Genomic DNA, 22261 nt, shown 5'->3' on the forward strand with positions numbered 1-22261 from the left:
CAGTTAAATCCCCCTGTTGATCGACTTATGCTTCTTCGCCAAACCAACAGATATTGCGGGCTGCCATGATGAGCTCACCTGCTTTTTCTTCTGTCAATTCTTCAATTTCGATCAAATCATCAATGCCTTGTTCAGCCAAGTCTTCTAGAGTCACAATACCTTTGCTAGCGAAAACATAGGCTAAGTGTCTGTCAACACCTTCAAGTGCTAGCAACTCTTCACTTGGCTCCACACCATCCAGTGCTTCTTCAGTAGCGAGAGCTCGAGTTGAGATCGCCGCTTTTGCACGTTCACGTAAGGCTTCAACGAGATCTTCGTCAAAACCGTCAATCGCCAATAGTTCAGACACAGGCACATAGGCAACTTCTTCGAGCGACGTAAAGCCCTCGTCCGCCAGTACTTGTGCAAAATCTTCATCGACATCCAGTGAGTTAACGAATAAATCAACCACCTTGGCACTTTCTGCCTGGTGTTTCTTATTCATATCGTCCACTGTCATAACGTTCAGAACCCAACCTGTCAGCTGTGTTGCTAAACGTACGTTCTGGCCATTACGTCCAATGGCTTGTGCCAAACTATCTGCTTCAACAGCGATATCCATTGAATGGTTATCTTCGTCAACTATGATAGAGGCCACATCGGCTGGCGCCATGGCATTGATCACGTATTGTGCTGGATTATCATCCCACAACACGATATCAACACGTTCGCCACCCAGTTCATTCGACACAGCTTGTACACGTGCACCACGCATACCCACACACGCACCGATAGGATCGATACGACGGTCATTTGACTTAACGGCGATTTTAGCGCGCGCGCCTGGATCACGGGCTGCGCCCATAATCTCAATCAGTTCATCAGCAATTTCAGGTACTTCTACACGGAAAAGCTCGATTAGCATTTCAGGTTTAGTACGGCTTAAAAATAACTGTGCGCCGCGAGCTTCTGGACGTACTGAGTACAGTAATGCACGTACGCGGTCGCCTGGGCGGAAAGATTCACGTGAAATTAAATCTTCACGGAACAACACGCCATCAGCGTTATTACCTAAGTCAACCACTACGCTTTCACGAGTTGCTTTTTTGACTATACCAGTGATTAACTCACCTTCTTGGTCTTGGAACTGTTCAACCACTTGAGCACGTTCAGCTTCACGTACTTTCTGTACGATCACTTGCTTAGCGGTTTGAGTGGTAATACGGTCAAACACCACTGACTCGATATCGTCTTCGATAAACTCGCCAGGTTGGATATCTGGATTTTCGTATCGTGCCGCTTCTAACGTGATTTCGCGGTAAGGATTTTCTAACGCGGCACCGTTGTCATCAACCACCATCCAACGACGGAAAGTATCATAACCACCGGTTTTACGGTCGATAGCAACACGAACGTCAATATCACCTTCGTATTTTTTCTTGGTTGCTGTGGCCAGAGCAATCTCTAGCGCTTCAAAAATTTTCTCGCGTGGAACGGCCTTTTCATTTGAAACCGCCTCAGCGACTAGCAGAATCTCTTTATTCATCTCGTCTTGCCTCGTTCACCTTGAAACCATCAAAACTTAGCGATTAAGTTGCCTTTGCGGATATTATCCAAGGCGACAACTAACTCTTTACCATTCACTTTCAGCGAGAGCATTTGCCCGTCGACCGCAGTGATGGCGCCTTTTAAATTACGACTGCCGTCAACCGGCATAGTCAATTGAAGCTTTACATCCTCGCCCACATAGCCCGCATACTGCTCAGCAGTAAATAAGGGTCTATCAACACCTGGCGAAGAAACCTCTAGGGTATATTCTGTAGAAATAGGATCTTCAACATCGAGTACAGCACTGACTTGGCGACTTGCATTGGCACAATCTTCAATATTGATACCATTCTCACCATCAATGAACACTCGCAGTGTGGAATGCTTACCCGCTTGAACATATTCAATGCCCCATAGCTGAAAGCCTAATGCTTCCACAGGTACTTTGAGCATTTCTGCCAGTCTGAATTCTAACGTTGCCAAGATTGACCCCCGAAAAAACAAAAAAGGGCTTAATAGCCCTAGTACAACGCCACATACGAAGCATGCGACAAATTTAAAAGTCCCAGATAACAAAAAACCCCGTAATCACGAGGTCATTAATTTCAAGAACCTGTAAACCATAACGAATTCAAACACTATTCGTTACTAGGAGCTGGTTGCGGGGGCCGGATTTGAACCGACGACCTTCGGGTTATGAGCCCGACGAGCTACCATGCTGCTCCACCCCGCGTCAACTGTGTGCAAGTATATTGACTATCGTCTTTGCTTGCAATAACTAAGAGAGAACTTATCTCGCCTATCTTAGTTATATTTGGTGCCGAGAGCGGGACTTGAACCCGCACGACCGTTAGGTCACAGCCACCTCAAGGCTGCGCGTCTACCAATTTCGCCACCTCGGCGACACCTTTTACTAGTCAGGAATTTTCGTTTCTGACTTTTGGGTTCCTTGCTCAACAGGTTGGGTGACCTGTTCAGTGTCTGAACCTAAATTTTTCCATGAATCTTCATTTTTTGCGTGGTTTGCACTTAAGTTGCCAATCAGCAGACTTAGAGTGAAAAACGCAATGGCAAGAATCGCAGTAGTGCGTGTCAGGAAGTTACCTGAACCGCTTGAACCAAACAGAGTACCTGATGCACCGGCGCCAAAAGAGGCCCCCATGTCAGCTCCCTTACCTTGCTGAATTAATACTAGGCCAATCAGACCTAATGCAACCAACAAGTAAATAACTACTAGAACTTCATACATATTATGCGCTCATCGCTATGGTACATAGACTTAAAAACTCGCTAGAGTTTAAGCTAGCACCGCCAATCAGTCCACCATCAACATCAGGTTGGGCAAATAAATCTGCAGCATTACTCGGTGTGACACTACCACCGTAGAGAATCCTGATATTTTCTCCGATAAACGGAGATACTTCAGAGAGGCGTTTGCGAATAAACGCATGAACTTCTTGTGCCTGCTCTGGTGTAGCGCTTTTACCAGTCCCTACAGCCCAAAGTGGCTCGTAGGCGATAATGGCGTTATCAAAAGCCATAGTGCCATTTTTCTGGATCACTATGTCCAACTCTTCAGCAATCACCTCAAAGGTACGTCTTGCTTCACGCGCTGGACCCGACTCACCCACACATAAAATGGGAGTTAAGCCATGCTTTTGTGCAGCGGCGAATTTCTCCGCTACGATATTACTCGTCTCTCCGTACATACGGCGACGTTCTGAATGCCCGATAATCACATATCGACATCCTGAATCTTTGAGCATCTGACCTGAAACTTCTCCGGTATAAGCGCCAAAGTCATGTTGACTCAGGTTTTGTGCGCCCATCCTAACAAGTGAACCGTCTAACGCTTCCTTGTTTGCTTCTAGCAGTTGCCTGACGCTCTCTAGATAGATAGAAGGCGGGCATAAAACCACTTCAGCTGAATCATTTTGGAGCTTAGAGGCAAATTTCTTGAACAACTCTTGGGCTAATGCCGCACTGCCGTTCATCTTCCAATTGCCAGCTACCATAGGACGTCTGAGTGCCATCACTGTCTCCTCTGAAAGCGGCGTGAATAATAGCGAACCACTTATTAAGTTACAATAGCAAAATTCGAATTTTTTCAGATATCAGGTTGGAGTGCTTGTTTTTTAGACTCAAAAGCTGATTTCTGTTCATTTGTGCAGCTAACACCTTAATTTTAAATTGGTATCAGCCGCACTCATTATTAAATAGGCAAAGATTAGCTTGCCGATTTTACCGCATCCGCAATCAAATTTGCGTGCGCCAATACTGTACTATGATCGTCACCTTCTACCATGACACGGATCAAAGGTTCAGTACCTGACTTACGTAATAGCACTCGACCACGAACACCAAGCTCTGACTCAACCTGTGCCTGTGCCGCTTTTACTTTATCTGATTGAAGCGGGTCATGCTCGCCCTCAAAGCGCACATTGACTAATACCTGTGGCAACATTTCCATCGCAGAAGTCAGTTGTTCTAGCGTGGCATTTTGGCGGCGCATGGCCGCTAACACTAAAATCCCAGCGACAATACCATCACCGGTTGTGCCGTGGTCAAGATTAAGGATATGCCCAGAGTTTTCACCGCCGATGCGCCAATCGAGTTCCTTCAGCAATTCCATCACATAGCGGTCACCCACTTTTGAACGCGCAAAGGGAATATCTAAGGCTTGCAAAGCTAAATCAAGCCCAAGATTTGACATTAACGTACCAACTACACCACCGCGTAATACGCCGCGGGATTTCGCATCACAGGCCAAAATATATAAAATCTGGTCGCCGTCAATGACTTCGCCTTTACTATTGACCATCATAATACGATCGCCATCGCCGTCGAGCGCAATACCTAAATCGGCACTTTCGGCGAGCACAGTTTCACAAATCTTACCCATGGACGTAGCGCCCACTTTGTCATTGATGTTAACCCCATTAGGTTTATCACCAATGGCAATCACCTCGGCACCTAACTCACGAAATACTGCGGGGGCTATGTGATAGGTTGCACCATGGGCACAATCGACCACAATTTTTAACCCAGTTAACGTGTGTTCTGCGGGGAAATTACCTTTGCAATACTCGATATAACGACCACGAGCATCTTCAATGCGCGACACTTTGCCAAGCAGATGTGATTCAACGCAAACGAGGGGCTTTTCAAGTTCGGCTTCGATTTCTAGCTCTAAGTTATCGTCTAACTTACTGCCGTCGGTCGAAAAAAATTTAATGCCGTTATCGTAATAAGGATTGTGTGATGCGCTGATCACCACCCCAGCTTCTGCGCGAAACGTACGCGTTAAATAGGCGACTGCGGGCGTGGGCATGGGTCCCATTAACATCACATTAAGACCAGCAGCAGAAAGACCCGCTTCTAATGCCGATTCGAACATATAACCTGAAATACGGGTATCTTTACCTATGATCACCTTTTTGGTACCACTGCGGGACAATACACGACCCGCTGCCCAACCTAATTTTAGCGCAAGCTCAGGTGTCATTTGACCTGAACCGACCTTTCCCCGAATACCGTCAGTTCCAAAAAATTTACGTTCTTTCATATCGCCCCACAAACTCAAATGTGTCCCAATAATTTGGGATCATAATATTAATTAAATGCTTAACGAGAGCATAACGATGCTTAAAAATACGCTTGTGTCGCTTGTAACACCTTGAGCATATCCACAGTTTCAGCAACATCATGCACGCGAATGATATGAGCCCCCTTTTGGGCCGCTATCATTGCGCCAGCAAGGCTTCCAGCAAGACGATCTGAGGTCGGTTTTGCTAAGAGGTTCCCTATCATGCTCTTACGGGACAATCCTATCAATAAGGGCAAATCAAACTTGGCAAAAGAATCGAGTTTTGCCAGTAATTCATAGTTATGTTCTAAGCTTTTGCCAAAACCAAAGCCAGGATCGAGTATAAGTAATTCACGGGGGATCCCAGCTTGTAAGCAAGCGTTAACCCGCTCGGTCAAAAAAGTAGACACTTCTTCAATAACATCATAATACGTCGGCGAAGACTGCATATTCTTCGGCTCGCCCTGCATATGCATTAAACAGATAGGAACGTGCAACTCCACGGCGGCTTGGAGCGCACCGGGTTCCATCAAAGCACGGACATCATTAATTAGGTGTGCACCCGCGGCAACGGCTTGACGCATGACTTCAGCTTTACTGGTATCGACAGAAATCCATACATCATGGTGCGCCGCCACATATTTTACTAACGGGATCACCCGCGCAAGTTCATCGGCTAAACTCACTTCGGCGGCGCCTGGCCTTGTCGACTCTCCACCAATGTCGATCACTCCCGCGCCTTGAGCCACCATATCATCGGCATGCTGACAGGCAAGTTCATAGGAAGAATATTGACCACCGTCGGAAAAGGAATCGGGAGTGACATTCAAAATGCCCATCACAATGGGCGAAGATAACGCGAGGCGTTTAGTGCCAGCAATCAGTTCAAACACGCATTTACTCCAGTAATACGAACACTTACGATTTTACCAATAGGCATAACTTGCGTCATTAGTTTTAGCCTTCACTTTCTATCCAAGGTAATGATGTCAGAGGATAAATATTAGTAATGGCAAAGTGGATAAATGACAGCGCAGTCAAATTGCTAACAAGATAAAACAAGAAAACCCCTTTACGGGGTTTTCTTTTATCTCACAACAAATTACTTAGCAGGTGATTCATCAGGCTCTTTCAAGTCTGGTTCAGCAGACGTTGTAGTCACTGTATCTTCAGCTTTCTCAGCTGGTTCACCATGACCGCTGCCTTTGTCGTTAGAACCATGGTCATCCACTTGCCAATCGGCAGGTTGACGCACTTCACGACGCTTCATTAAATCATCAATTTGAAGTGAATCAATAGTTTCGTATTTCATTAAAGCTTCTTTCATCGAGTGCAGAATATCGAGGTTATCGGTCAATATCTGTCTCGCTCTCGCGTAATTCTTGTCAATAAAGACTTTCACTTCAGCGTCAATGATAGTCGCAGTTTCATCGGACATGGCTTTGGCTTTACCCATGCTGCGACCTAAGAACACTTCACCGTCTTCTTCGGCATACAGTAATGGACCTAGTTTGTCCGAGAAGCCCCACTGAGTCACCATGTTACGCGCAATAGAGGTCGCGTATTTGATGTCCTGTGATGCGCCAGTCGACACTTTTTCGCTGCCGTAAATAAGCTCTTCAGCTAAACGACCACCGTAAGCGACTGAAATTTGGCTTTCTAGCTTACGACGGCTCTGACTGACTGAGTCAGCTTCAGGTAAGAAGAAAGTCACGCCCAGTGCACGGCCGCGAGGAATGATAGTGACCTTATGCACAGGATCGTGCTCAGGTACTAAACAACCCACAATCGCATGGCCAGCTTCATGGTATGCAGTCATTTCTTTTTCGGCTTCAGACATCACCATAGAACGGCGCTCAGCACCCATCATGATTTTATCTTTTGCACGTTCAAATTCTTCCATGCCAACAACTCGGCGATTTCCACGAGCCGCAAACAGGGCTGCTTCGTTCACTAAGTTAGCTAAGTCAGCACCCGAGAAACCTGGGGTACCACGGGCAATTACACTCGCCTTCACATCTTCAGAAAGTGGTACTTTACGCATATGCACTTTCAAAATCTGCTCACGACCACGCACGTCTGGTAAGCCAACGACCACTTGACGGTCAAAACGACCTGGACGCAGCAGTGCAGAATCGAGTACGTCTGGACGGTTAGTTGCCGCGATAACGATAACGCCTTCATTACCTTCGAAGCCGTCCATCTCAACCAGCATTTGGTTCAGTGTTTGCTCACGTTCATCATGACCACCACCTAAACCCGCGCCGCGTTGACGACCGACCGCATCGATTTCATCGATAAAGATGATACAAGGTGCAGACTTTTTCGCTTGTTCGAACATGTCACGCACACGGGATGCACCAACACCAACGAACATTTCAACGAAATCAGAACCCGAGATAGTGAAGAAAGGTACTTTAGATTCACCCGCAATGGCTTTCGCCAGCAAGGTTTTACCTGTACCCGGAGGACCCACCATCAGCACGCCCGTTGGAATACGGCCGCCCAACTTTTGGAATTTAGTTGGGTCACGCAGATAATCAACTAACTCTTTGACTTCTTCTTTTGCTTCGTCACAACCAGCAACATCGGCAAACGTGGTTTTAATCTGATCTTCGCTCATCAGCTTGGCTTTGCTCTTACCAAAGGACATAGCGCCTTTGCCACCGCCGCCTTGCATCTGGCGCATGAAGAAAATCCATACCCCGATAAGCAATAACATGGGGAACCAAGAAATGAAGATTTGGGTTAGGAACCCTGATTCTTCGGCTTCTTGGCCCTTCATGGTGATGCCTTTACGATCAAGATCATTAATTAAATCTTGGTCATATAACGGCATGATAGTCGTGAACTTTTCACCCGTTCGTTTAGCACCCTCGATAGTACGTTGATCGCTTTTCACTTCAACAGTTGCGACCTGCCCATCACGGACATTATCTAAGAAGGTAGAATAATCCATCTTCTGCGATGACGAAGAAGAGGGGGAGTAACCCTGAAACACTGACATCAGCACAACGGCGATGACAACCCAGAGTATTAGATTTTTTGCCATGTCACTCAAATTACTAGACCTCATTAAGTCTTGCGATTATTAACGCTAGGTTACTACAACTTGTACCCTGTCGCCACAAGATAGACTTCACGGGAACGCGCCCGCGAAGAGTCCGGTTTACGTGTTTTAACTACTTTGAACGCCTCTTTTACCGCTTTCATGTATTCGTCAAAGCCCTCCCCCTGAAAGACTTTTACCGCAAAACAGCCGTTAGGTGCCAAAACTTGATGACACATATCTAACGCCAATTCCACTAAATACATGGCGCGCGGCTGGTCTACACCATCTGAACCACTCATGTTGGGCGCCATGTCAGACAACACAACGTCAACCTTAGCGTCACCGACTCGGGTAAGCAATGCTTGAAGGACTTTATCTTCACGAAAATCCCCTTGCAAAAAGTCTACCCCGACGATGGGATCCATAGGCAAAATGTCACAGGCGATGACCTTACCTTTTTCTCCGGCTAATTTAACCGCCACTTGAGACCAGCCTCCCGGCGCAGCCCCTAAGTCAACCACTGTCATGCCTGGGCGGATAAGTTGATCCTTTTGCTGGATCTCCTCAAGCTTAAACGCAGCGCGAGATCGCAATCCCATTTTTTGTGCGAGTTTGACATAATGATCATCAAAGTGTTCTAGCATCCATCGATTGGAACTGGCCGTACGTTTTTTACCTGACATTTAAAATCCGCAACAATTGAGAGTTACACAAAGGCTATATAAGGGTAGAATAGCCGTTTTTCAACAGTAACTCAGCAAAAGTTGGTAGAAATGAACTTAACAACCAAACAAAAACAGCATTTAAAAGGTCTAGCGCATCCGCTAAAGCCAGTGGTGCTGCTTGGTGCCAATGGATTGACTGAAGGTGTACTCGCTGAAATTGAAAGCGCACTCGCTTATCATGAATTGATTAAAGTGAAAGTAGCCTCTGCCGACAGAGAGCTAAAAAATGCCATCGTTGATGCCATAGTACGTGAAACTCAATCCGCAAAAGTGCAACTTATTGGTCATATTCTGGTGATTTATCGTCAATCACCAGAAATGAAAATTGCTTTGCCAAAGGCAAAATAATTTTTCTTGATTTTTATTGTGTTAACAAAGAGGCTACTCAATTGAGTGGCCTCTTTGTTTTTGCTACGAATGAAAATAAAGCACTAAGGCGTATCAGAAATCACTTGTTCCTTATAATGCTCAGGCGTTAAACCTAAAAACTCAGGCAGTGAGGTGCCAACAGAAATAGATGAGAATGTACCGGTTAAAATACCGATAAACATCGCAATCGAGAATCCTTCCAACGGACCACCGCCCATGATCCACAGCGCACCGACCGTCATTAATGTTGTCCCTGACGTCACCATAGTACGGGAGAATGTCGCCACAATCGCTTGGTTATTAATTTCTTGAATGGCAAGCTTTGGCCTAGCAATCAATAATTCACGGATACGGTCAGCAATGATAATCGAGTCATTTAACGAATAGCCTAAAATCGCCAGCACAGCCGCCAGTACCGTTAAATTAAACTCCATCTGCGTCAGCGCGAAAAACGCCAGCACAAACACAACGTCGTGTACTAGCGCAAACAAAGCGCCCGATGCGAGTCGCCACTCGAAGCGATAACTTAAATAGCCTAAAATACACAGCATAGCGACTAACAACGCTAACCCGCCCTGCTCCGCCAGTTCTTGACCAATCTGCGGCCCTACAACGCTGCTGTTAAGGACTTGCACTTCAGAGTTAAGTGGCGCTAATGCCTGCTGAATGTCGACATTGCTTTGCTCAGTATCAGCACTCTTTATATCACCATAGCGTAATACCCAACGGCCCGGCTCACTGGCCGAGATCACAGAGACTTCCTGCTGATAGGCAGCGTTAAGCAAAGGTTGTAACTCACTGCTGGTGATTTTTCTATCGAGCTGAACCTCAGTCACCACACCACCGGTAAAGTCTAATCCCCAGTTAAAACCCTTTACACCTATGATGGCTAATGACGTTATCATCAATAAAATTGAGATAGCACTGGAGACATAACGCCATTTTGTTAGATTGATATTTTTCATGGTTATACCCTCACATGACGACTAACATCACGTCCGTAAACTAAGTTAATCAAGGCTCTTGAAGCAAAGATACCGGTAAACATGCTGGTCAACAGACCTAGACCTAAGGTCAAGGCGAAACCTTGAATGGGGCCATTACCGATGGAATACAGCACGACAGCAGTGATCATAGTGGTGAAGTTAGCGTCGAAAATGGTCGAAAACGCACTATCAAACCCCGTATCAATTGCCAGCGCAAAGCTGCGACCTTCCTTTAACTTGTCTTTTATTCGCTCAAAAATCAGCACGTTGGTATCGACAGCCATACCCACGGTTAACACTAGGCCAGCAATACCGGGTAAGGTCAGCACAGCACCAGGGATAAGCGCCAGTAGGCCAAACAAGATCACCATGTTAGAGATCAGCGCGATATTCGCCACCCAACCGAGACGACGATACCAAAGCGCCATGAACAACAAGGTAATACCCATACCTAGACCAAGCGCAGCAAAACCGTTTTCAATGTTTTCAGCGCCTAACGTCGGGCCAATAGTGCGTTCTTCCACAATCGTCACTGGCGCCGTCATAGAACCCGCTCTTAGTAACAGGGCTAATTGCTGCGCTTCTTGATAGGTGCCAGCGCCAGTAATGCGGAAGCGGTCTCCAAGCTGGGATTGAATGGTCGCGACGCTGATAATCTCTTGAGTTTGCTTAGCCTTACCTTGTTCATCACGGCTGTATTCGCTGTAAGACGTCGCCATAGGTTTGCCAATATTGGTACGGGAAAACTCAGACATTTTCTGCCCGCCGACACGGTCGAGGTTAATGTTTACCTCGGCCATACCCATCTCACCTAAACTCGCTCTGGCATCGACAATGTGATCGCCACCCAGCACTGGCGAGCGGCTCACATAAATAGGCTTACCCGACTTGTCGTTAAGCACCATGGCATTCACAGAACCTGACTCTTTCACCTCAAAGAAAGCCAGACTCGCTGTAGCACCAATGACGTTTTTCGCGGCTGCAGGATCTTGCACGCCAGGCAACTCAATCCGAATTCGATGATCGCCTTGGCGCTGTACTAAGGCTTCTGTGATGCCAAGTTCTTCAATACGACTGCGCATAACTTGCAAGTTTTGCTGCACAGTCAAATTACGCAGTTTAGTTTGTTCCTCTTGACTCAACTTAATCTGTAAACCCGCGCCATCGGTATTGGATAATTGCCAATTTGGATAGGACTGTTTCATCATCTGACGCACGGCGGCGCGGGCGTCATTATCGGGCAGCGTCAGGTTTAACTGGTTAGTTTGATCCAAATAGACGCTGGCGCCACGGATCTTCTGCTCACGGATGAATTGGCGTAGCGAATCAACTAGCGCCTCACCCTGAGTTTGATACACAGGGTCAACATCCACATCGAGTAGAAACTGCACCCCACCACGTAAGTCGAGCCCTAGTTTAATCGGCTGAAAACCTAAGTTTTGCAACCAACTCGGCGCGGCACTGGCAAGGGATAAGGTCAACTCTTTTGGCTCTGTCACCATAGACGAAACCAAGGTTTTGACTAAGGTTTGTTGGTTATCCGCATCGAGGACAATCAGGGTTTCGCCATTCTTTTGGTCGATGCGTTTTACCGTCACGCCTTCAGCTTGCAGCTTATCTCTAAGGGCTACGGGCGTGAGTGTTAACCCAGCCTTAGCGCCCACTTGCACCGCGGCATCCTCACCATAAAATGTCGGCAAGGCACTGAATAACATCACAATGATGGTGACGATAAGAACTATATATTTCCAAGCTGAATAGTGATTTAGCAGCCGTTTATTGGGTTTTCTTTCCATGGGATTAACTCGCTATTTATCACCTAACTTTTAAATCAAAAGCTAAGCGAACATATTGATATCAGTCCGAAACCTATCATTGAGCACCAGCCAATCTAGCCAGTTACACTCAAGTCATCACAGCGAATGTAGCCGCGATAGAGATGGTTTCGGTGAGAACAAAAATGCAATGGCATGCAAGTTCAACGGGAGTGGACTCCTGTCGATAGCACACCTAAATAGGCGGGTTAAACGGCTTGTTGGCTAAATCGATATTGAAGATTTGAGACTTTCCAACCCGAAATTCGGGCGGGGGAAGATACAGCTGAAAGCGTCCAATCTGATGCGATATCCAGATCGGTCGGTTCAACGACATTGGGTGTCGGTTCAGCAGTAAAGTCTAACGCAAGTACATATACCGGCTTCACCTCACGCACATCGTGCTGGGCAAGACTGATAAAGCGCGGCGAATTTATTGGGGCAAAATTTAAGTCGTCCGAATGACTCACGTAATCTGAGCTTGGACAAGGTATTGGCTGGGATGCTGAGTCTGAATTGATGCGATTGGCATCATGACTATGCAATGAGCCGCAACTTTCAACGGTTTGCGCATCAGACTGTACATTAGATTGGGCATTGAGCTGTACATTGTCTTGGGTGATAGCGTCGGCATCGGACAAGCTTTGAGGCTCAGCGCTTGGCATTGCATGGTGAGTCGAGCTATCAAGACTCACAGTGTGCATCTGAGCCGTTTGTTTCAGAGCGGTGTGTTTCTGAGCATAATGGCGAGCGGCATCACTGCGTTGTTCTGAGTTTTTTGGCGTGTAGCTAGCCGAGTGCGCGATCAACATGATCGCCACGCAAACTAACATCAATCCTGTACGCCAATGTTTTACCAAAGCGTGCCCTCTTATAAAACGAAAGATAAACCCAGTCATACTGAGTTTTTGCTACATAAATGTGGGTTTATAAAGCGAAACTCGCGCTAAATCAATTACACAATACCGAGTTAATTCTGATGAAGCTTTATGATAAAGCTAGAGTTGCAGCTTAAGTAAAAGTGCACCAAGAGACAAATTAATCTTTATCCATCTTTCGAGTTCAACCCTGAAGCGCGGTCTCTATCCATAGCTAAATCTTAAATCCATAGCTAAATCTTAAATTCACATGCAAAACTCAATCTCTAAACATGCATGCCAACTGGATTTACAGATAACAAAAAAACCGCCCTAGGGCGGTTTTAGAACGAGCGCAAATCATACTCTCGGCACGATTTAGCAGACTCTATAGCTAAATCGATTCGCTGATTATAAATACTGTACTGAGATGATTTCGTAATCTGTCATGCCACCAGGTGTGGTAATCGACACTTCATCACCTTCATTTTTACCCACTAAGCCACGTGCTATCGGTGAGTTAACTGAAATCAGGTTTTCTTTAATATTCGCTTCATCATCGCCGACTATGCGATAAGTCACTTCAACGTCAGTATCGAGATTCAAAATAGTCACAGTGGCACCAAAAATGATACGACCGTTGTTCACCATCTTAGTGACATCGATAATTTGCGCGTTAGATAACTTACCCTCAATATCACGGATACGTGCTTCACAAATACCTTGTTCCTCACGAGCCGCATGGTATTCCGCGTTTTCTTTCAGGTCGCCTAACTCTCTCGCTGAAGCAATGGCTTCAGTGATCTTAGGGCGACGGTCAAACTTGAGAATATCTAACTCTTTACGCAGCTGCTCTGCACCGACAACTGTCATAGGAACCTTAGTCATAACTTCTTTCGTCTCCTTTAAAACAAAAGCAACCCGTGCCAACGCTAAGGTCAACACAGTCAAATGAGGGTGGAATTGCGCTATTCTAATCGTTATGCGCCTTTGATGCATCAAGAACAATGCATTGACGCAGCTTACCCAACCTTAAGCGGAGTTACCAGCAATGAAATCTAAATCCGCGAGCCAGATAGGATCATTGTGGTGACATTGATAAAAAGCCGTATCGATAAAGGGAGGCTGAATACAAAAATGCCCACTCAACGTTGCGGCTGTGGGCATTTAACGATAAAGGCTAACTCGTTAATAACACTCAATCATTCATCACACTCAGTCATCTATAACGTTTAGTCACTTAAGCGGAAAATGAATCCTATTCGAGCCCAGCTTCAAACGTAAGGAAAATCTCACTAACGGTTTTATCGGCAAGGGAAGTGTCTGAGTTTGGACGTTCAATCGATGCATGTAAAAGATAACGTCCCGCCGCTGGCAAAGTCATGGCTACTTTACCGTCTTTATCTGAGGTTAAGGCGATTTCTTCAGGCTTGTTTCGGTATAAACTGCCGTCTTTCATAATCGCAACACTGACGCCTGCCACGGGTTTACCATCATAAACAAACTGCAATGTGGCGGGTTCATTTTCAACGATATCGGCAGGATGGGTCACAGGGACTAATTCCAAATACTCACCCTTAGGAGCCAAAACCTTATCTGTCGGCTTATTTCGAGTCACGTAGGTTTCCACTCGCGATACATTTAAAGAACCTTCTAATTCAGAAGCACCTTTAGGCATGACTGCGGCGGTTGCATTTTTATCTAAACGACTACGAACAAAACCTTCTTTGCCTTTTACTTTATAGCGGGAGAAGTAGCGCGGCGTGACTTCTTTCTCGAACTTATAGGTGCCATCTTGCAGCAACTGCACATCAAATACCGACTTACGGCCGCCGGTATAACTTGAGCTTGGAGAGCTTGACTCACCATCAGGCAGTAACACACGTACGTCACTGGCGCTGAAAGGTTTATCCATCATAAACACTTGATTGCTGGCAGACACATCAGAGGTGATCCACACGGCTTCTTGGCTTTCGGCCGAAACGTTAAAGTGGCTAGGTAAAATCCATCTGTCGTGGCTGCTTGCCAACGGGCTAATACAAAGTGTGCTAAGTAATGCAATAAGACGTAATTTCATGCCTTTTCCTTAAGTTTAACGAGTAATGTACTGGCAATATATTCAGTAGCAGGCTCAGCGAGCCATGCCACTTAAGCGTATGTCGATAACGCCGGTTTCAGTGGTGGCGGGTAACTGCACTGAGAAGTCCCCCGCAGCTAAATCGATGTTTTGTCGCACGAGATCGCGGCCGCCATGCTCACGCACCACTTCAATAAACACAGTGTAACGAGCAGGTTCCAGCGCTTTGCCTGCCTCATCTTTTAAATCCCAATCGATTTTGTAATGACCCGCAGGACGTGTGGCAGATGCAATACCATCAACAAAACTCATATCGTCACGACCCGCTTTACGCCACCAACGACGGATGTCTTTAAGCCATTTATGGCCTTCATCCCAAACCCAAAGGCTTAAGGTTTTTACCGGTTGCCCTTGGGTATTTTCAATCCACACGGCCACATAGGGTCTGTGATATTGGCCTTCGGTAATTTCAGGTAAAGTTAAATCAACAGTCATTTGCGGCGCCGCAAACGCAGCAGAACTCACAAACAAAGCACTCACCGCAATGGTACGAATAAGATGACGCATACTCGGTCTACACTCCTTATGGAACGAAATAAACATACACAAGTCCGCAACTACCGCTGACAAGTACCATGTATAACAATGACTTTTTGAGGCGCTTGGTTTGAGGCAATAATAAGTAAGCCCCAGTAAGCGAAAATAAAATAATCAGCACGGCGCTAAGATCGAGTATCCAAGCCCATGCAGTGCCTGTGTTACGGCCCTTATGCAAATCATTCACTACAGCAACAACACCGTACTCTAAAGTTTCGACATAGGCTTGGCCGTCGAGCAAGTCCAACGTCAGGCTGCGGTAAGTGCCGGGCCCTTTGCTGACTAAGCTAATTTCGTCTTCATCTATGTCGGCAGTGGCCATATCCATAGCCCATTCACTTTTCAGCCAATGGCCTGTTGCCAAACGCCACTGTGCATCTTGTGTATCGACGGGTAATAAATAGGCAGGGATGGGCACTTGATCCCGTTTAGGTTCCTGATCTGTTTGAGAAAACCAATTAGGGTGATTTAACGTTATGCCTGTCACCGCAAAAAACAGCATCAGCAGCAACAACGCCATAGACACATAAACATGGATAATTCGAGCAAAGGACAAAGACGACTTACTGACTCTTAATTTCAATGGTGCACTCTCAAAAGCAACCCGAAGAGAAATGCCTCAAGAATCGGCTTTCCCTATGCAGCCTAAGACTGAAATGAGCTGCATTAAACTAATTTAATGTCCGAGATTAAATGAGATCGATTATCAAATAGAACAAAGTTTACAAACTTTACATATTCAATACTGAAAAAGAAGCTGAAATATAGGATTGAAGAATAAGACTGAAAAATAAACCGCTTACAGGCAAATCTGCATTTAACACTCAAAAGCCATTATCTTTGATTAAATTAGCAGCAAGTTATTTACGGTATCATCTGTAAATATTCATTAGATTCATAGAGATAAAATCCAACATTCACGCTAACTTTTTGGCATAAAATTTACTTTACGCCCCCACTCGTTTACCTCATGCCAATCGGCTACAATCCGCCGCCGGCGACTTGCTGGTACTCCCAAGGAAATATTATCTTGAGTAAATCTCTGCTCAAAAAAATGCGCTGCCTGCATATTCTGTGGCTCGCGTTAATGCTCAACGCCTGTGTTGCTCCACTCTTATTAATGTCACCCCAAGGTCAACTAATGTGGGCCTTGCTCAAGCCCCTTGTCGGTTTAGATCCAAATGATGTCGGCTTATTCGAACAGCCACTCATTAAGAACCGTATGCAGGAATTGCTGGGTAAAAATTACGATACCACTCTATCGCTGCTCAAAACGGCCGATAAGATCCAGCAGGAAGGTCCACTTATTTATTTAGTGTCAACTTATACTCCTGTACCTGAAATGGCAGAAAAAGCCGGTCTGGTTTGGAACTCTGACACCAACCAAATGGCAGTCATGCTAATGAAAGGCGGCGCGCCCTCAGTGATCTCTGAGCAATTCAGTAATCAGACAGAAAAACGGGTGCCAAGTTGGCCGAAGGAATTAGCCGACTATACCGATCCACAGAAGTTACAACAAAAAGCCTTAGATGCGGGCGCGAACCAAGTGCAGCAACAGTTAGCAGTGCCTAATGCCGTCAAAACGGTTGCCACGGGTGAGGTTAACTCGGTTCAAAGTGCTGTCACTGAGCATGCTGTATTGCCAGCAAGGATCACTGATGCGGCAGCAAAAGTAGCCACACCTGCAATGCCAGCGGTTCCAGCGGTTCCAGCGGTTCCAGCGGTTCCAGCGGTTCCAGCGGAAATAAAATCGCTGCCTGTCGTGCCAGAAGTCAAAAAGCAATAACACAGATCACCACAGTGCCTAATCAACTGGCACTGTGGTATTCACTGTCGTCTTATAAAGTGCCAATTCCCCAGTTCGACATTCTGATCCAAGCCCAGCTTCTTATGCCTGCTATTATGCTAGTGCTTATGTTGGCTCTTATACTCACTCAAAGATTAGTTGTGCTTGCTAACTCTAAGCTTCACTCCACTCTCTGAATCCCAGAACTAAACAGATAAGGCTTATTCAGCTTGCTGACGACTTAAAATCCAATACATCATTATTGAGTTACCCAACCTATAAACGGCTTGATAAAAACAAACGACAGAAATTCAAGCCAGCTATAGCAAGGACATTGATAGAAAAGGGAAAAGGGAAATGCTAAACGAAGAAAGCGAAAGAAACCAAACTGCGAATAATGCGAAAGCAGATAGAGAGTGAAAACGATTAGTAAGGATATAGTGAAAAACCAGAAAGCAAAAAGCCTGTCCGAAGACAGGCTTTTTAACTTTTGGCTGGGGTACAAGGATTCGAACCTTGGAATGCCGAGATCAAAACCCGGTGCCTTACCACTTGGCGATACCCCAATAAACTGTGTTTAATCTTCTTTCTGAAGATTGCATTTTGATGGTACGGGAAGAGAGACTTGAACTCTCACACCTCGCGGCACCAGAACCTAAATCTGGCGTGTCTACCAATTTCACCATTCCCGCATCAAAATGTACCAAAATTGTTTGTTCAACAGCTTTGGATTTTTCTCTGATAAATCACTTTAACAGAGTTAAATATGGTAGCAATGGCGGGACTTGAACCTGCGACCCCAGCATTATGAGTGCTGTGCTCTAACCAGCTGAGCTACATTGCCATGGCTGGGGTACAAGGATTCGAACCTTGGAATGCCGAGATCAAAACCCGGTGCCTTACCACTTGGCGATACCCCAATCAACTTGGAAACTGAGAAAAAATGGCTGGGGTACAAGGATTCGAACCTTGGAATGCCGAGATCAAAACCCGGTGCCTTACCACTTGGCGATACCCCAACTAACTCTGTTTCAAACATCCGCTATCGCCGATGTTTCTAAAAATGGTACGGGAAGAGAGACTTGAACTCTCACACCTTGCGGCACCAGAACCTAAATCTGGCGTGTCTACCAATTTCACCATTCCCGCACAGCTTCGTGTTTACATCTTGAAGAGATGCTAGCAATCAATGCTAGAGTAAAATCGCCGTCTATTTTATATAAGAATATGCTTCTTAAATAAAATGGTAGCAATGGCGGGACTTGAACCTGCGACCCCAGCATTATGAGTGCTGTGCTCTAACCAGCTGAGCTACATTGCCACTTCGATATTACGCGCCCCTCTCAGCGAGGAACGGGGCGTATTATGCTTATTCGAGGTAGCGAGGTCAACAGCTTTTTTTCGCTATTTCCCTTAGGTTAAGCTGTTCGGCTATTACTTCACCAAACTGAGCAACAGATGTGCTAAATAACACACTGTTACTCGTACTTAGCTTAATTTATCAAGGTTTAGGGCTTGTCTAATCCTAGTTATACGTTAAACAAGAAATGCATCACATCGCCATCTTTAACGATATAGGTTTTGCCTTCCACACGTAACTTACCGGCTTCTTTCGCGCCCGCTTCACCTTTGTGAGCGATAAAGTCATCAAATGCCATCACTTGAGCACGGATAAAACCACGTTCAAAATCGGTGTGAATCACGCCTGCCGCTTGCGGGGCACTCGCACCGACTGGCACAGTCCAAGCACGCACTTCTTTCACGCCTGCGGTGAAATAGGTTTGCAAATTCAGTAATTGATAACCAGCACGGATAACTCGATCTAAACCAGGCTCTTCGATACCCAGATCAGCCATAAACTCATCGCGATCTGAGATGTCCATTTCAGCTAATTCAGATTCAATCGCGGCGCACACAGCAACAACGATAGCGTTTTCTGTGGCAGCAATAGCGCGAACAGCGTCTAAGTGTGGGTTATTCTCAAAACCATCTTCCGCCACGTTAGCAATATACATGGTCGGCTTTAAGGTTAAAAAGTTAAGGTAAGCAACGGCTTCCAGTTCTTCTTTAGATAATTCCATTGAACGCAGCATTTTCGCTTCGTCTAAAATTGGACGCATTTTTTCTAATACTTCCACTTCAAACTTAGCGTCTTTATCACCGCCTTTAGCACGTTTTTGCTGGCGTTGAACCGCGCGCTCTAAGCTGTCTAAGTCAGCTAAGGCTAATTCAGTGTTAATCACTTCGATATCGCCAGCGGGATCAACCTTGTTAGCAACGTGAACAATATTGTCATCATCGAAACAGCGTACTACGTGACCAATGGCATCGGTTTCACGGATGTTAGCAAGGAACTTGTTACCTAAACCTTCGCCTTTAGATGCACCAGCCACAAGACCCGCGATATCCACGAATTCCATAGTGGTCGGTAATATACGTTGTGGATTCACAATCGCAGCTAACGCATCCAGACGTGGATCCGGCACAGGTACAACACCCGTGTTAGGTTCAATGGTACAAAACGGGAAGTTAGCCGCTTCGATGCCAGCCTTAGTTAACGCATTAAAAAGCGTTGATTTACCAACGTTAGGAAGACCAACAATGCCGCATTTAAAACCCATATGCTTACCTTTCTCTCGATTATTGGCTAACGAGTCACACTCATCAGCGAGGTTTAGTCGTCCTGCCCTATGGCAGCACATTACTGAATAATTAAATCACTTTATACTTGGGTCTCGCCAAAGCAAAACCTACTCCGCTTTAAAGGAGTGTAATCTGTTCATGGCTTTCACCATGTCTTGCTTAAACAAAATCTCGGTAGAACGCACGGCTTCATCTATCGCCGCATCGATAAGCTCTTGCTCTTTAGCTGGCGCTTTTCCCAGTACGTAACCACTCACTTGGTTTTTATCACCGGGATGACCGATACCTAAGCGTAAACGGTAGAAATTTTTATCGTTAGCCAGTTTAGCAATAATATCTTTCAAACCATTGTGGCCGCCATGGCCCCCACCGAGCTTGAACTTAGCCACGCCTGGCGGCAAATCGAGTTCATCGTGAGCGACCAGAATCTCTTCCGGTGTGATACGAAAAAAGTTCGCCAAAGCACCCACGGCTTTACCACTTAAATTCATATAAGTCGTCGGGATCAATAAGCGGACATCTTTTCCGTGCAATACGGCTCTGGCGGTCAAACCAAAATACTTACTGTCGGCCACTAAAGTTACGCCGCAAATTCGAGCCAACTCTAATACGTACCAAGCCCCCGCATTATGGCGAGTGTGCGCATATTCAGCACCAGGGTTAGCCAGACCAACTATTAATTTTATTTCGCTCATGACACTCAATATCGTTATTTCGTCGATGGCAGCCGCGCAAAGCGCCGACTGAACTGACCATAGCTGCTAAAAACGCGGCATTTTAGCACTCAAAGCCCAAGTCAACAAATGCCACGTCATCGCACTGAGTCAGAACGCAGAACAACTCAGGATTAATTAAGCCCCATTGCATATTTAAGAACGGTCTTTTTGATTGGAGAATCGATGTTTGCCAACTTTAACGCGCCATTACGCAGCAGCTTTAACGGCAGGATATCGTTGCTAAAACCTGCGTAAAACAAATCCATCGCCGTCATCATCAGCTGGTTGTCGCGATAGCGTTTGCGCTGATATTGGGCCAGCACTTCATTTGACCACCAGATATTATCTTGGGCCAATGCATCCTTGATGGCCGCCAGAAATGCTTCAACATCCTTAAACCCAAGGTTCACCCCTTGGCCTGCGAGCGGGTTAATCGTGTGGGCGGCGTCCCCTAAAATCACCACGTTCTGACTATAATAACGCTGCGCATGGCGACGAGTCAGGCCAAAACTGCCTTTATTCTCAACGGTGAAATCGGCATCTAAGCGCGCAGGGAAATGCAAACGTATCTGTTCGGCCAACTGTTTGTTGTTAAGCTGCATTAACTGTTTTATTCGGTTGGCGTCGTCGTACCACACCAGCGACGCGTTGTTGCCGGGCAGAGGTAATAATGAACGCGGTCCTTTAGGCGTAAACTGTTGCCAAGTGACATCTTGCTGGCCCTGTGCGGTGCGGATATTGATCAGCATTGCCGATTGAGCATAATCCCAACCCGATATACCAATCCCCGCCCATTGGCGCACCTGCGAGTGCGCACCGTCGGCACCGACCAATAACTTAGCGTTAAGTTTATGATTCGATTGTAAGTGCACACTTACACTGTCGTTCTCACGGGCAAATGCCGCCACTTTATCGGGACAATATAAAGTGATGCCGGCCAATTGCGCCATCTGTTGCCACAGGACAAGTTGGATTAATCGGTTTTCAACTATATGGCCTAAATGGCTGGCGCCAATTTGTGAACTGTGGAATTGAGTGATACAGCCATCGAGCTCCCAGGTTTCTAAACCAAGGTAAGGCACATTGCGCATTTTCAGCAGTGAGTCCAAGGCGCCAAGACGCTCAAGCAAACTTTCAGAAGCCACACTGATGGCCGAGACTCGCACATCTAACGGCTGCTCGGCTTGATAAGCCTCTGGCGCAAAGGATTCAATCACCGCCACTTTTAAACCTTGCTGAGCTAATCCAATTGCTGTCGCCGCACCGACCATACCGCCGCCGACAAGAATGACATCGAACTCAGTGCCTGCAGCATGATTGCATTCAACACGAGTGACGTCTAAATGAGTCACGTCAGAATGATTTGTATCGGATGTCATCAGTGCACTTGTTTCATCAATTTGGCTCATCTTACTTACCACCTTAGTTACCACCTTTATTGCCTTGTTTATTAATGCCCAAACGACGTCTTTAAACTATCTATGCGCAAGTCTATGCGCCAGCTATTTTACCCAGACAGCATTGAC

General features: G+C 46.0%; 20 protein-coding genes and 9 tRNA genes. 2 read left to right on the top strand and 27 right to left on the bottom strand.

Annotated features, from left to right (window positions below):
- Nucleotides 1–25 precede the first annotated feature (25 nt).
- The 10 genes from nusA to rlmE all read right to left on the bottom strand — a co-directional run bounded on the left by nusA (nucleotide 26) and on the right by rlmE (nucleotide 8848).
- Nucleotides 26–1525: a transcription termination factor NusA gene (gene nusA / locus Q4Q49_RS13425; protein ID WP_220590918.1), complete on the bottom strand. Its 1500-nt coding sequence runs from the start codon at nucleotides 1523–1525 to the stop codon at nucleotides 26–28.
- A 29-nt stretch (nucleotides 1526–1554) separates the two neighbouring features.
- A complete protein-coding gene (rimP, locus tag Q4Q49_RS13430) occupies nucleotides 1555–2010 on the bottom strand; it encodes a ribosome maturation factor RimP (RefSeq protein WP_006082718.1) in 456 nt (151 codons plus the stop codon).
- A gap of 173 nt (nucleotides 2011–2183) precedes the next feature.
- Nucleotides 2184–2260: transfer RNA gene (locus Q4Q49_RS13435), tRNA-Met, on the bottom strand.
- Nucleotides 2261–2342: 82 nt separating this feature from the next.
- Nucleotides 2343–2429, bottom strand: a tRNA-Leu gene (locus Q4Q49_RS13440).
- A gap of 11 nt (nucleotides 2430–2440) precedes the next feature.
- Entirely contained in the window at nucleotides 2441–2776 is a 336-nt protein-coding gene (gene secG / locus Q4Q49_RS13445; RefSeq protein ID WP_006082719.1) for a preprotein translocase subunit SecG, read from the bottom strand.
- Nucleotide 2777: 1 nt separating this feature from the next.
- Complete coding sequence (tpiA, locus tag Q4Q49_RS13450; protein WP_006082720.1) at nucleotides 2778–3560, bottom strand: triose-phosphate isomerase; 783 nt, start codon at nucleotides 3558–3560, stop codon at nucleotides 2778–2780.
- Between the two features lie 194 nt (nucleotides 3561–3754).
- On the bottom strand, nucleotides 3755–5092 hold the full coding sequence (gene glmM / locus Q4Q49_RS13455; protein WP_106651350.1) for a phosphoglucosamine mutase: 1338 nt from the start codon (nucleotides 5090–5092) through the stop codon (nucleotides 3755–3757).
- Nucleotides 5093–5172: 80 nt separating this feature from the next.
- Nucleotides 5173–6006: a dihydropteroate synthase gene (gene folP / locus Q4Q49_RS13460; RefSeq protein WP_311999576.1), complete on the bottom strand. Its 834-nt coding sequence runs from the start codon at nucleotides 6004–6006 to the stop codon at nucleotides 5173–5175.
- A gap of 209 nt (nucleotides 6007–6215) precedes the next feature.
- Nucleotides 6216–8189: an ATP-dependent zinc metalloprotease FtsH gene (gene ftsH, locus Q4Q49_RS13465; RefSeq protein WP_261272692.1), complete on the bottom strand. Its 1974-nt coding sequence runs from the start codon at nucleotides 8187–8189 to the stop codon at nucleotides 6216–6218.
- A gap of 29 nt (nucleotides 8190–8218) precedes the next feature.
- The gene (gene rlmE, locus Q4Q49_RS13470; protein ID WP_311899866.1) at nucleotides 8219–8848 is read right to left on the bottom strand and encodes a 23S rRNA (uridine(2552)-2'-O)-methyltransferase RlmE; all 630 of its coding nucleotides are present in this window, start codon (nucleotides 8846–8848) and stop codon (nucleotides 8219–8221) included.
- A gap of 90 nt (nucleotides 8849–8938) precedes the next feature.
- Between rlmE and yhbY the strand changes: the two genes are divergently transcribed.
- The gene (gene yhbY, locus Q4Q49_RS13475; RefSeq protein WP_006082725.1) at nucleotides 8939–9238 is read left to right on the top strand and encodes a ribosome assembly RNA-binding protein YhbY; all 300 of its coding nucleotides are present in this window, start codon (nucleotides 8939–8941) and stop codon (nucleotides 9236–9238) included.
- A gap of 83 nt (nucleotides 9239–9321) precedes the next feature.
- Here the strand turns inward: yhbY and secF are convergent, their stop codons facing one another.
- From secF to Q4Q49_RS13510, 7 genes are all read right to left on the bottom strand, one after another.
- The gene (gene secF / locus Q4Q49_RS13480; RefSeq protein WP_311999577.1) at nucleotides 9322–10224 is read right to left on the bottom strand and encodes a protein translocase subunit SecF; all 903 of its coding nucleotides are present in this window, start codon (nucleotides 10222–10224) and stop codon (nucleotides 9322–9324) included.
- 2 nt (nucleotides 10225–10226) lie between these two features.
- A complete protein-coding gene (gene secD, locus Q4Q49_RS13485) occupies nucleotides 10227–12041 on the bottom strand; it encodes a protein translocase subunit SecD (RefSeq protein ID WP_311999578.1) in 1815 nt (604 codons plus the stop codon).
- A gap of 227 nt (nucleotides 12042–12268) precedes the next feature.
- Entirely contained in the window at nucleotides 12269–12892 is a 624-nt protein-coding gene (locus Q4Q49_RS13490) for a hypothetical protein (protein ID WP_311999603.1), read from the bottom strand.
- A gap of 435 nt (nucleotides 12893–13327) precedes the next feature.
- Complete coding sequence (greA, locus tag Q4Q49_RS13495) at nucleotides 13328–13804, bottom strand: transcription elongation factor GreA (RefSeq protein ID WP_028761461.1); 477 nt, start codon at nucleotides 13802–13804, stop codon at nucleotides 13328–13330.
- Between the two features lie 370 nt (nucleotides 13805–14174).
- The gene (locus tag Q4Q49_RS13500) at nucleotides 14175–14993 is read right to left on the bottom strand and encodes a DUF4198 domain-containing protein (protein ID WP_311999579.1); all 819 of its coding nucleotides are present in this window, start codon (nucleotides 14991–14993) and stop codon (nucleotides 14175–14177) included.
- A gap of 54 nt (nucleotides 14994–15047) precedes the next feature.
- Nucleotides 15048–15560, bottom strand: coding sequence for a DUF2271 domain-containing protein (locus Q4Q49_RS13505; RefSeq protein ID WP_311999580.1), 513 nt, complete (start codon nucleotides 15558–15560; stop codon nucleotides 15048–15050).
- 16 nt (nucleotides 15561–15576) lie between these two features.
- Nucleotides 15577–16173 (bottom strand): PepSY-associated TM helix domain-containing protein, encoded by a 597-nt coding sequence (locus Q4Q49_RS13510; protein WP_311999581.1) that lies wholly within the window; start codon nucleotides 16171–16173, stop codon nucleotides 15577–15579.
- A 471-nt stretch (nucleotides 16174–16644) separates the two neighbouring features.
- Here Q4Q49_RS13510 and Q4Q49_RS13515 point away from each other — a divergent pair, with 471 nt between their 5' ends.
- A complete protein-coding gene (locus Q4Q49_RS13515; RefSeq protein ID WP_311999604.1) occupies nucleotides 16645–17376 on the top strand; it encodes a hypothetical protein in 732 nt (243 codons plus the stop codon).
- Between the two features lie 491 nt (nucleotides 17377–17867).
- Here the strand turns inward: Q4Q49_RS13515 and Q4Q49_RS13520 are convergent.
- The 10 genes from Q4Q49_RS13520 to Q4Q49_RS13565 form a co-directional block, all read right to left on the bottom strand.
- A tRNA-Gln gene (locus Q4Q49_RS13520) sits at nucleotides 17868–17942 on the bottom strand.
- A 41-nt stretch (nucleotides 17943–17983) separates the two neighbouring features.
- A tRNA-Leu gene (locus Q4Q49_RS13525) sits at nucleotides 17984–18068 on the bottom strand.
- 75 nt (nucleotides 18069–18143) lie between these two features.
- Nucleotides 18144–18220 (bottom strand) — tRNA-Met (locus Q4Q49_RS13530).
- 1 nt (nucleotide 18221) lies between these two features.
- Nucleotides 18222–18296 (bottom strand) — tRNA-Gln (locus Q4Q49_RS13535).
- A 24-nt stretch (nucleotides 18297–18320) separates the two neighbouring features.
- Nucleotides 18321–18395: transfer RNA gene (locus tag Q4Q49_RS13540), tRNA-Gln, on the bottom strand.
- A 45-nt stretch (nucleotides 18396–18440) separates the two neighbouring features.
- A tRNA-Leu gene (locus Q4Q49_RS13545) sits at nucleotides 18441–18525 on the bottom strand.
- A 95-nt stretch (nucleotides 18526–18620) separates the two neighbouring features.
- Nucleotides 18621–18697, bottom strand: a tRNA-Met gene (locus Q4Q49_RS13550).
- Nucleotides 18698–18905: 208 nt separating this feature from the next.
- Complete coding sequence (gene ychF, locus Q4Q49_RS13555; RefSeq protein WP_106651360.1) at nucleotides 18906–19997, bottom strand: redox-regulated ATPase YchF; 1092 nt, start codon at nucleotides 19995–19997, stop codon at nucleotides 18906–18908.
- Between the two features lie 129 nt (nucleotides 19998–20126).
- The gene (gene pth / locus Q4Q49_RS13560) at nucleotides 20127–20714 is read right to left on the bottom strand and encodes an aminoacyl-tRNA hydrolase (RefSeq protein WP_006082736.1); all 588 of its coding nucleotides are present in this window, start codon (nucleotides 20712–20714) and stop codon (nucleotides 20127–20129) included.
- A gap of 152 nt (nucleotides 20715–20866) precedes the next feature.
- Nucleotides 20867–22144, bottom strand: coding sequence for an FAD-dependent monooxygenase (locus Q4Q49_RS13565; protein WP_311999582.1), 1278 nt, complete (start codon nucleotides 22142–22144; stop codon nucleotides 20867–20869).
- Nucleotides 22145–22261 lie beyond the last annotated feature (117 nt).

The sequence above is a fragment of the Shewanella sp. SP1S1-7 genome (genome assembly GCF_031932105.1).
Classification (GTDB): Bacteria; Pseudomonadota; Gammaproteobacteria; order Enterobacterales; family Shewanellaceae; genus Shewanella; species Shewanella baltica.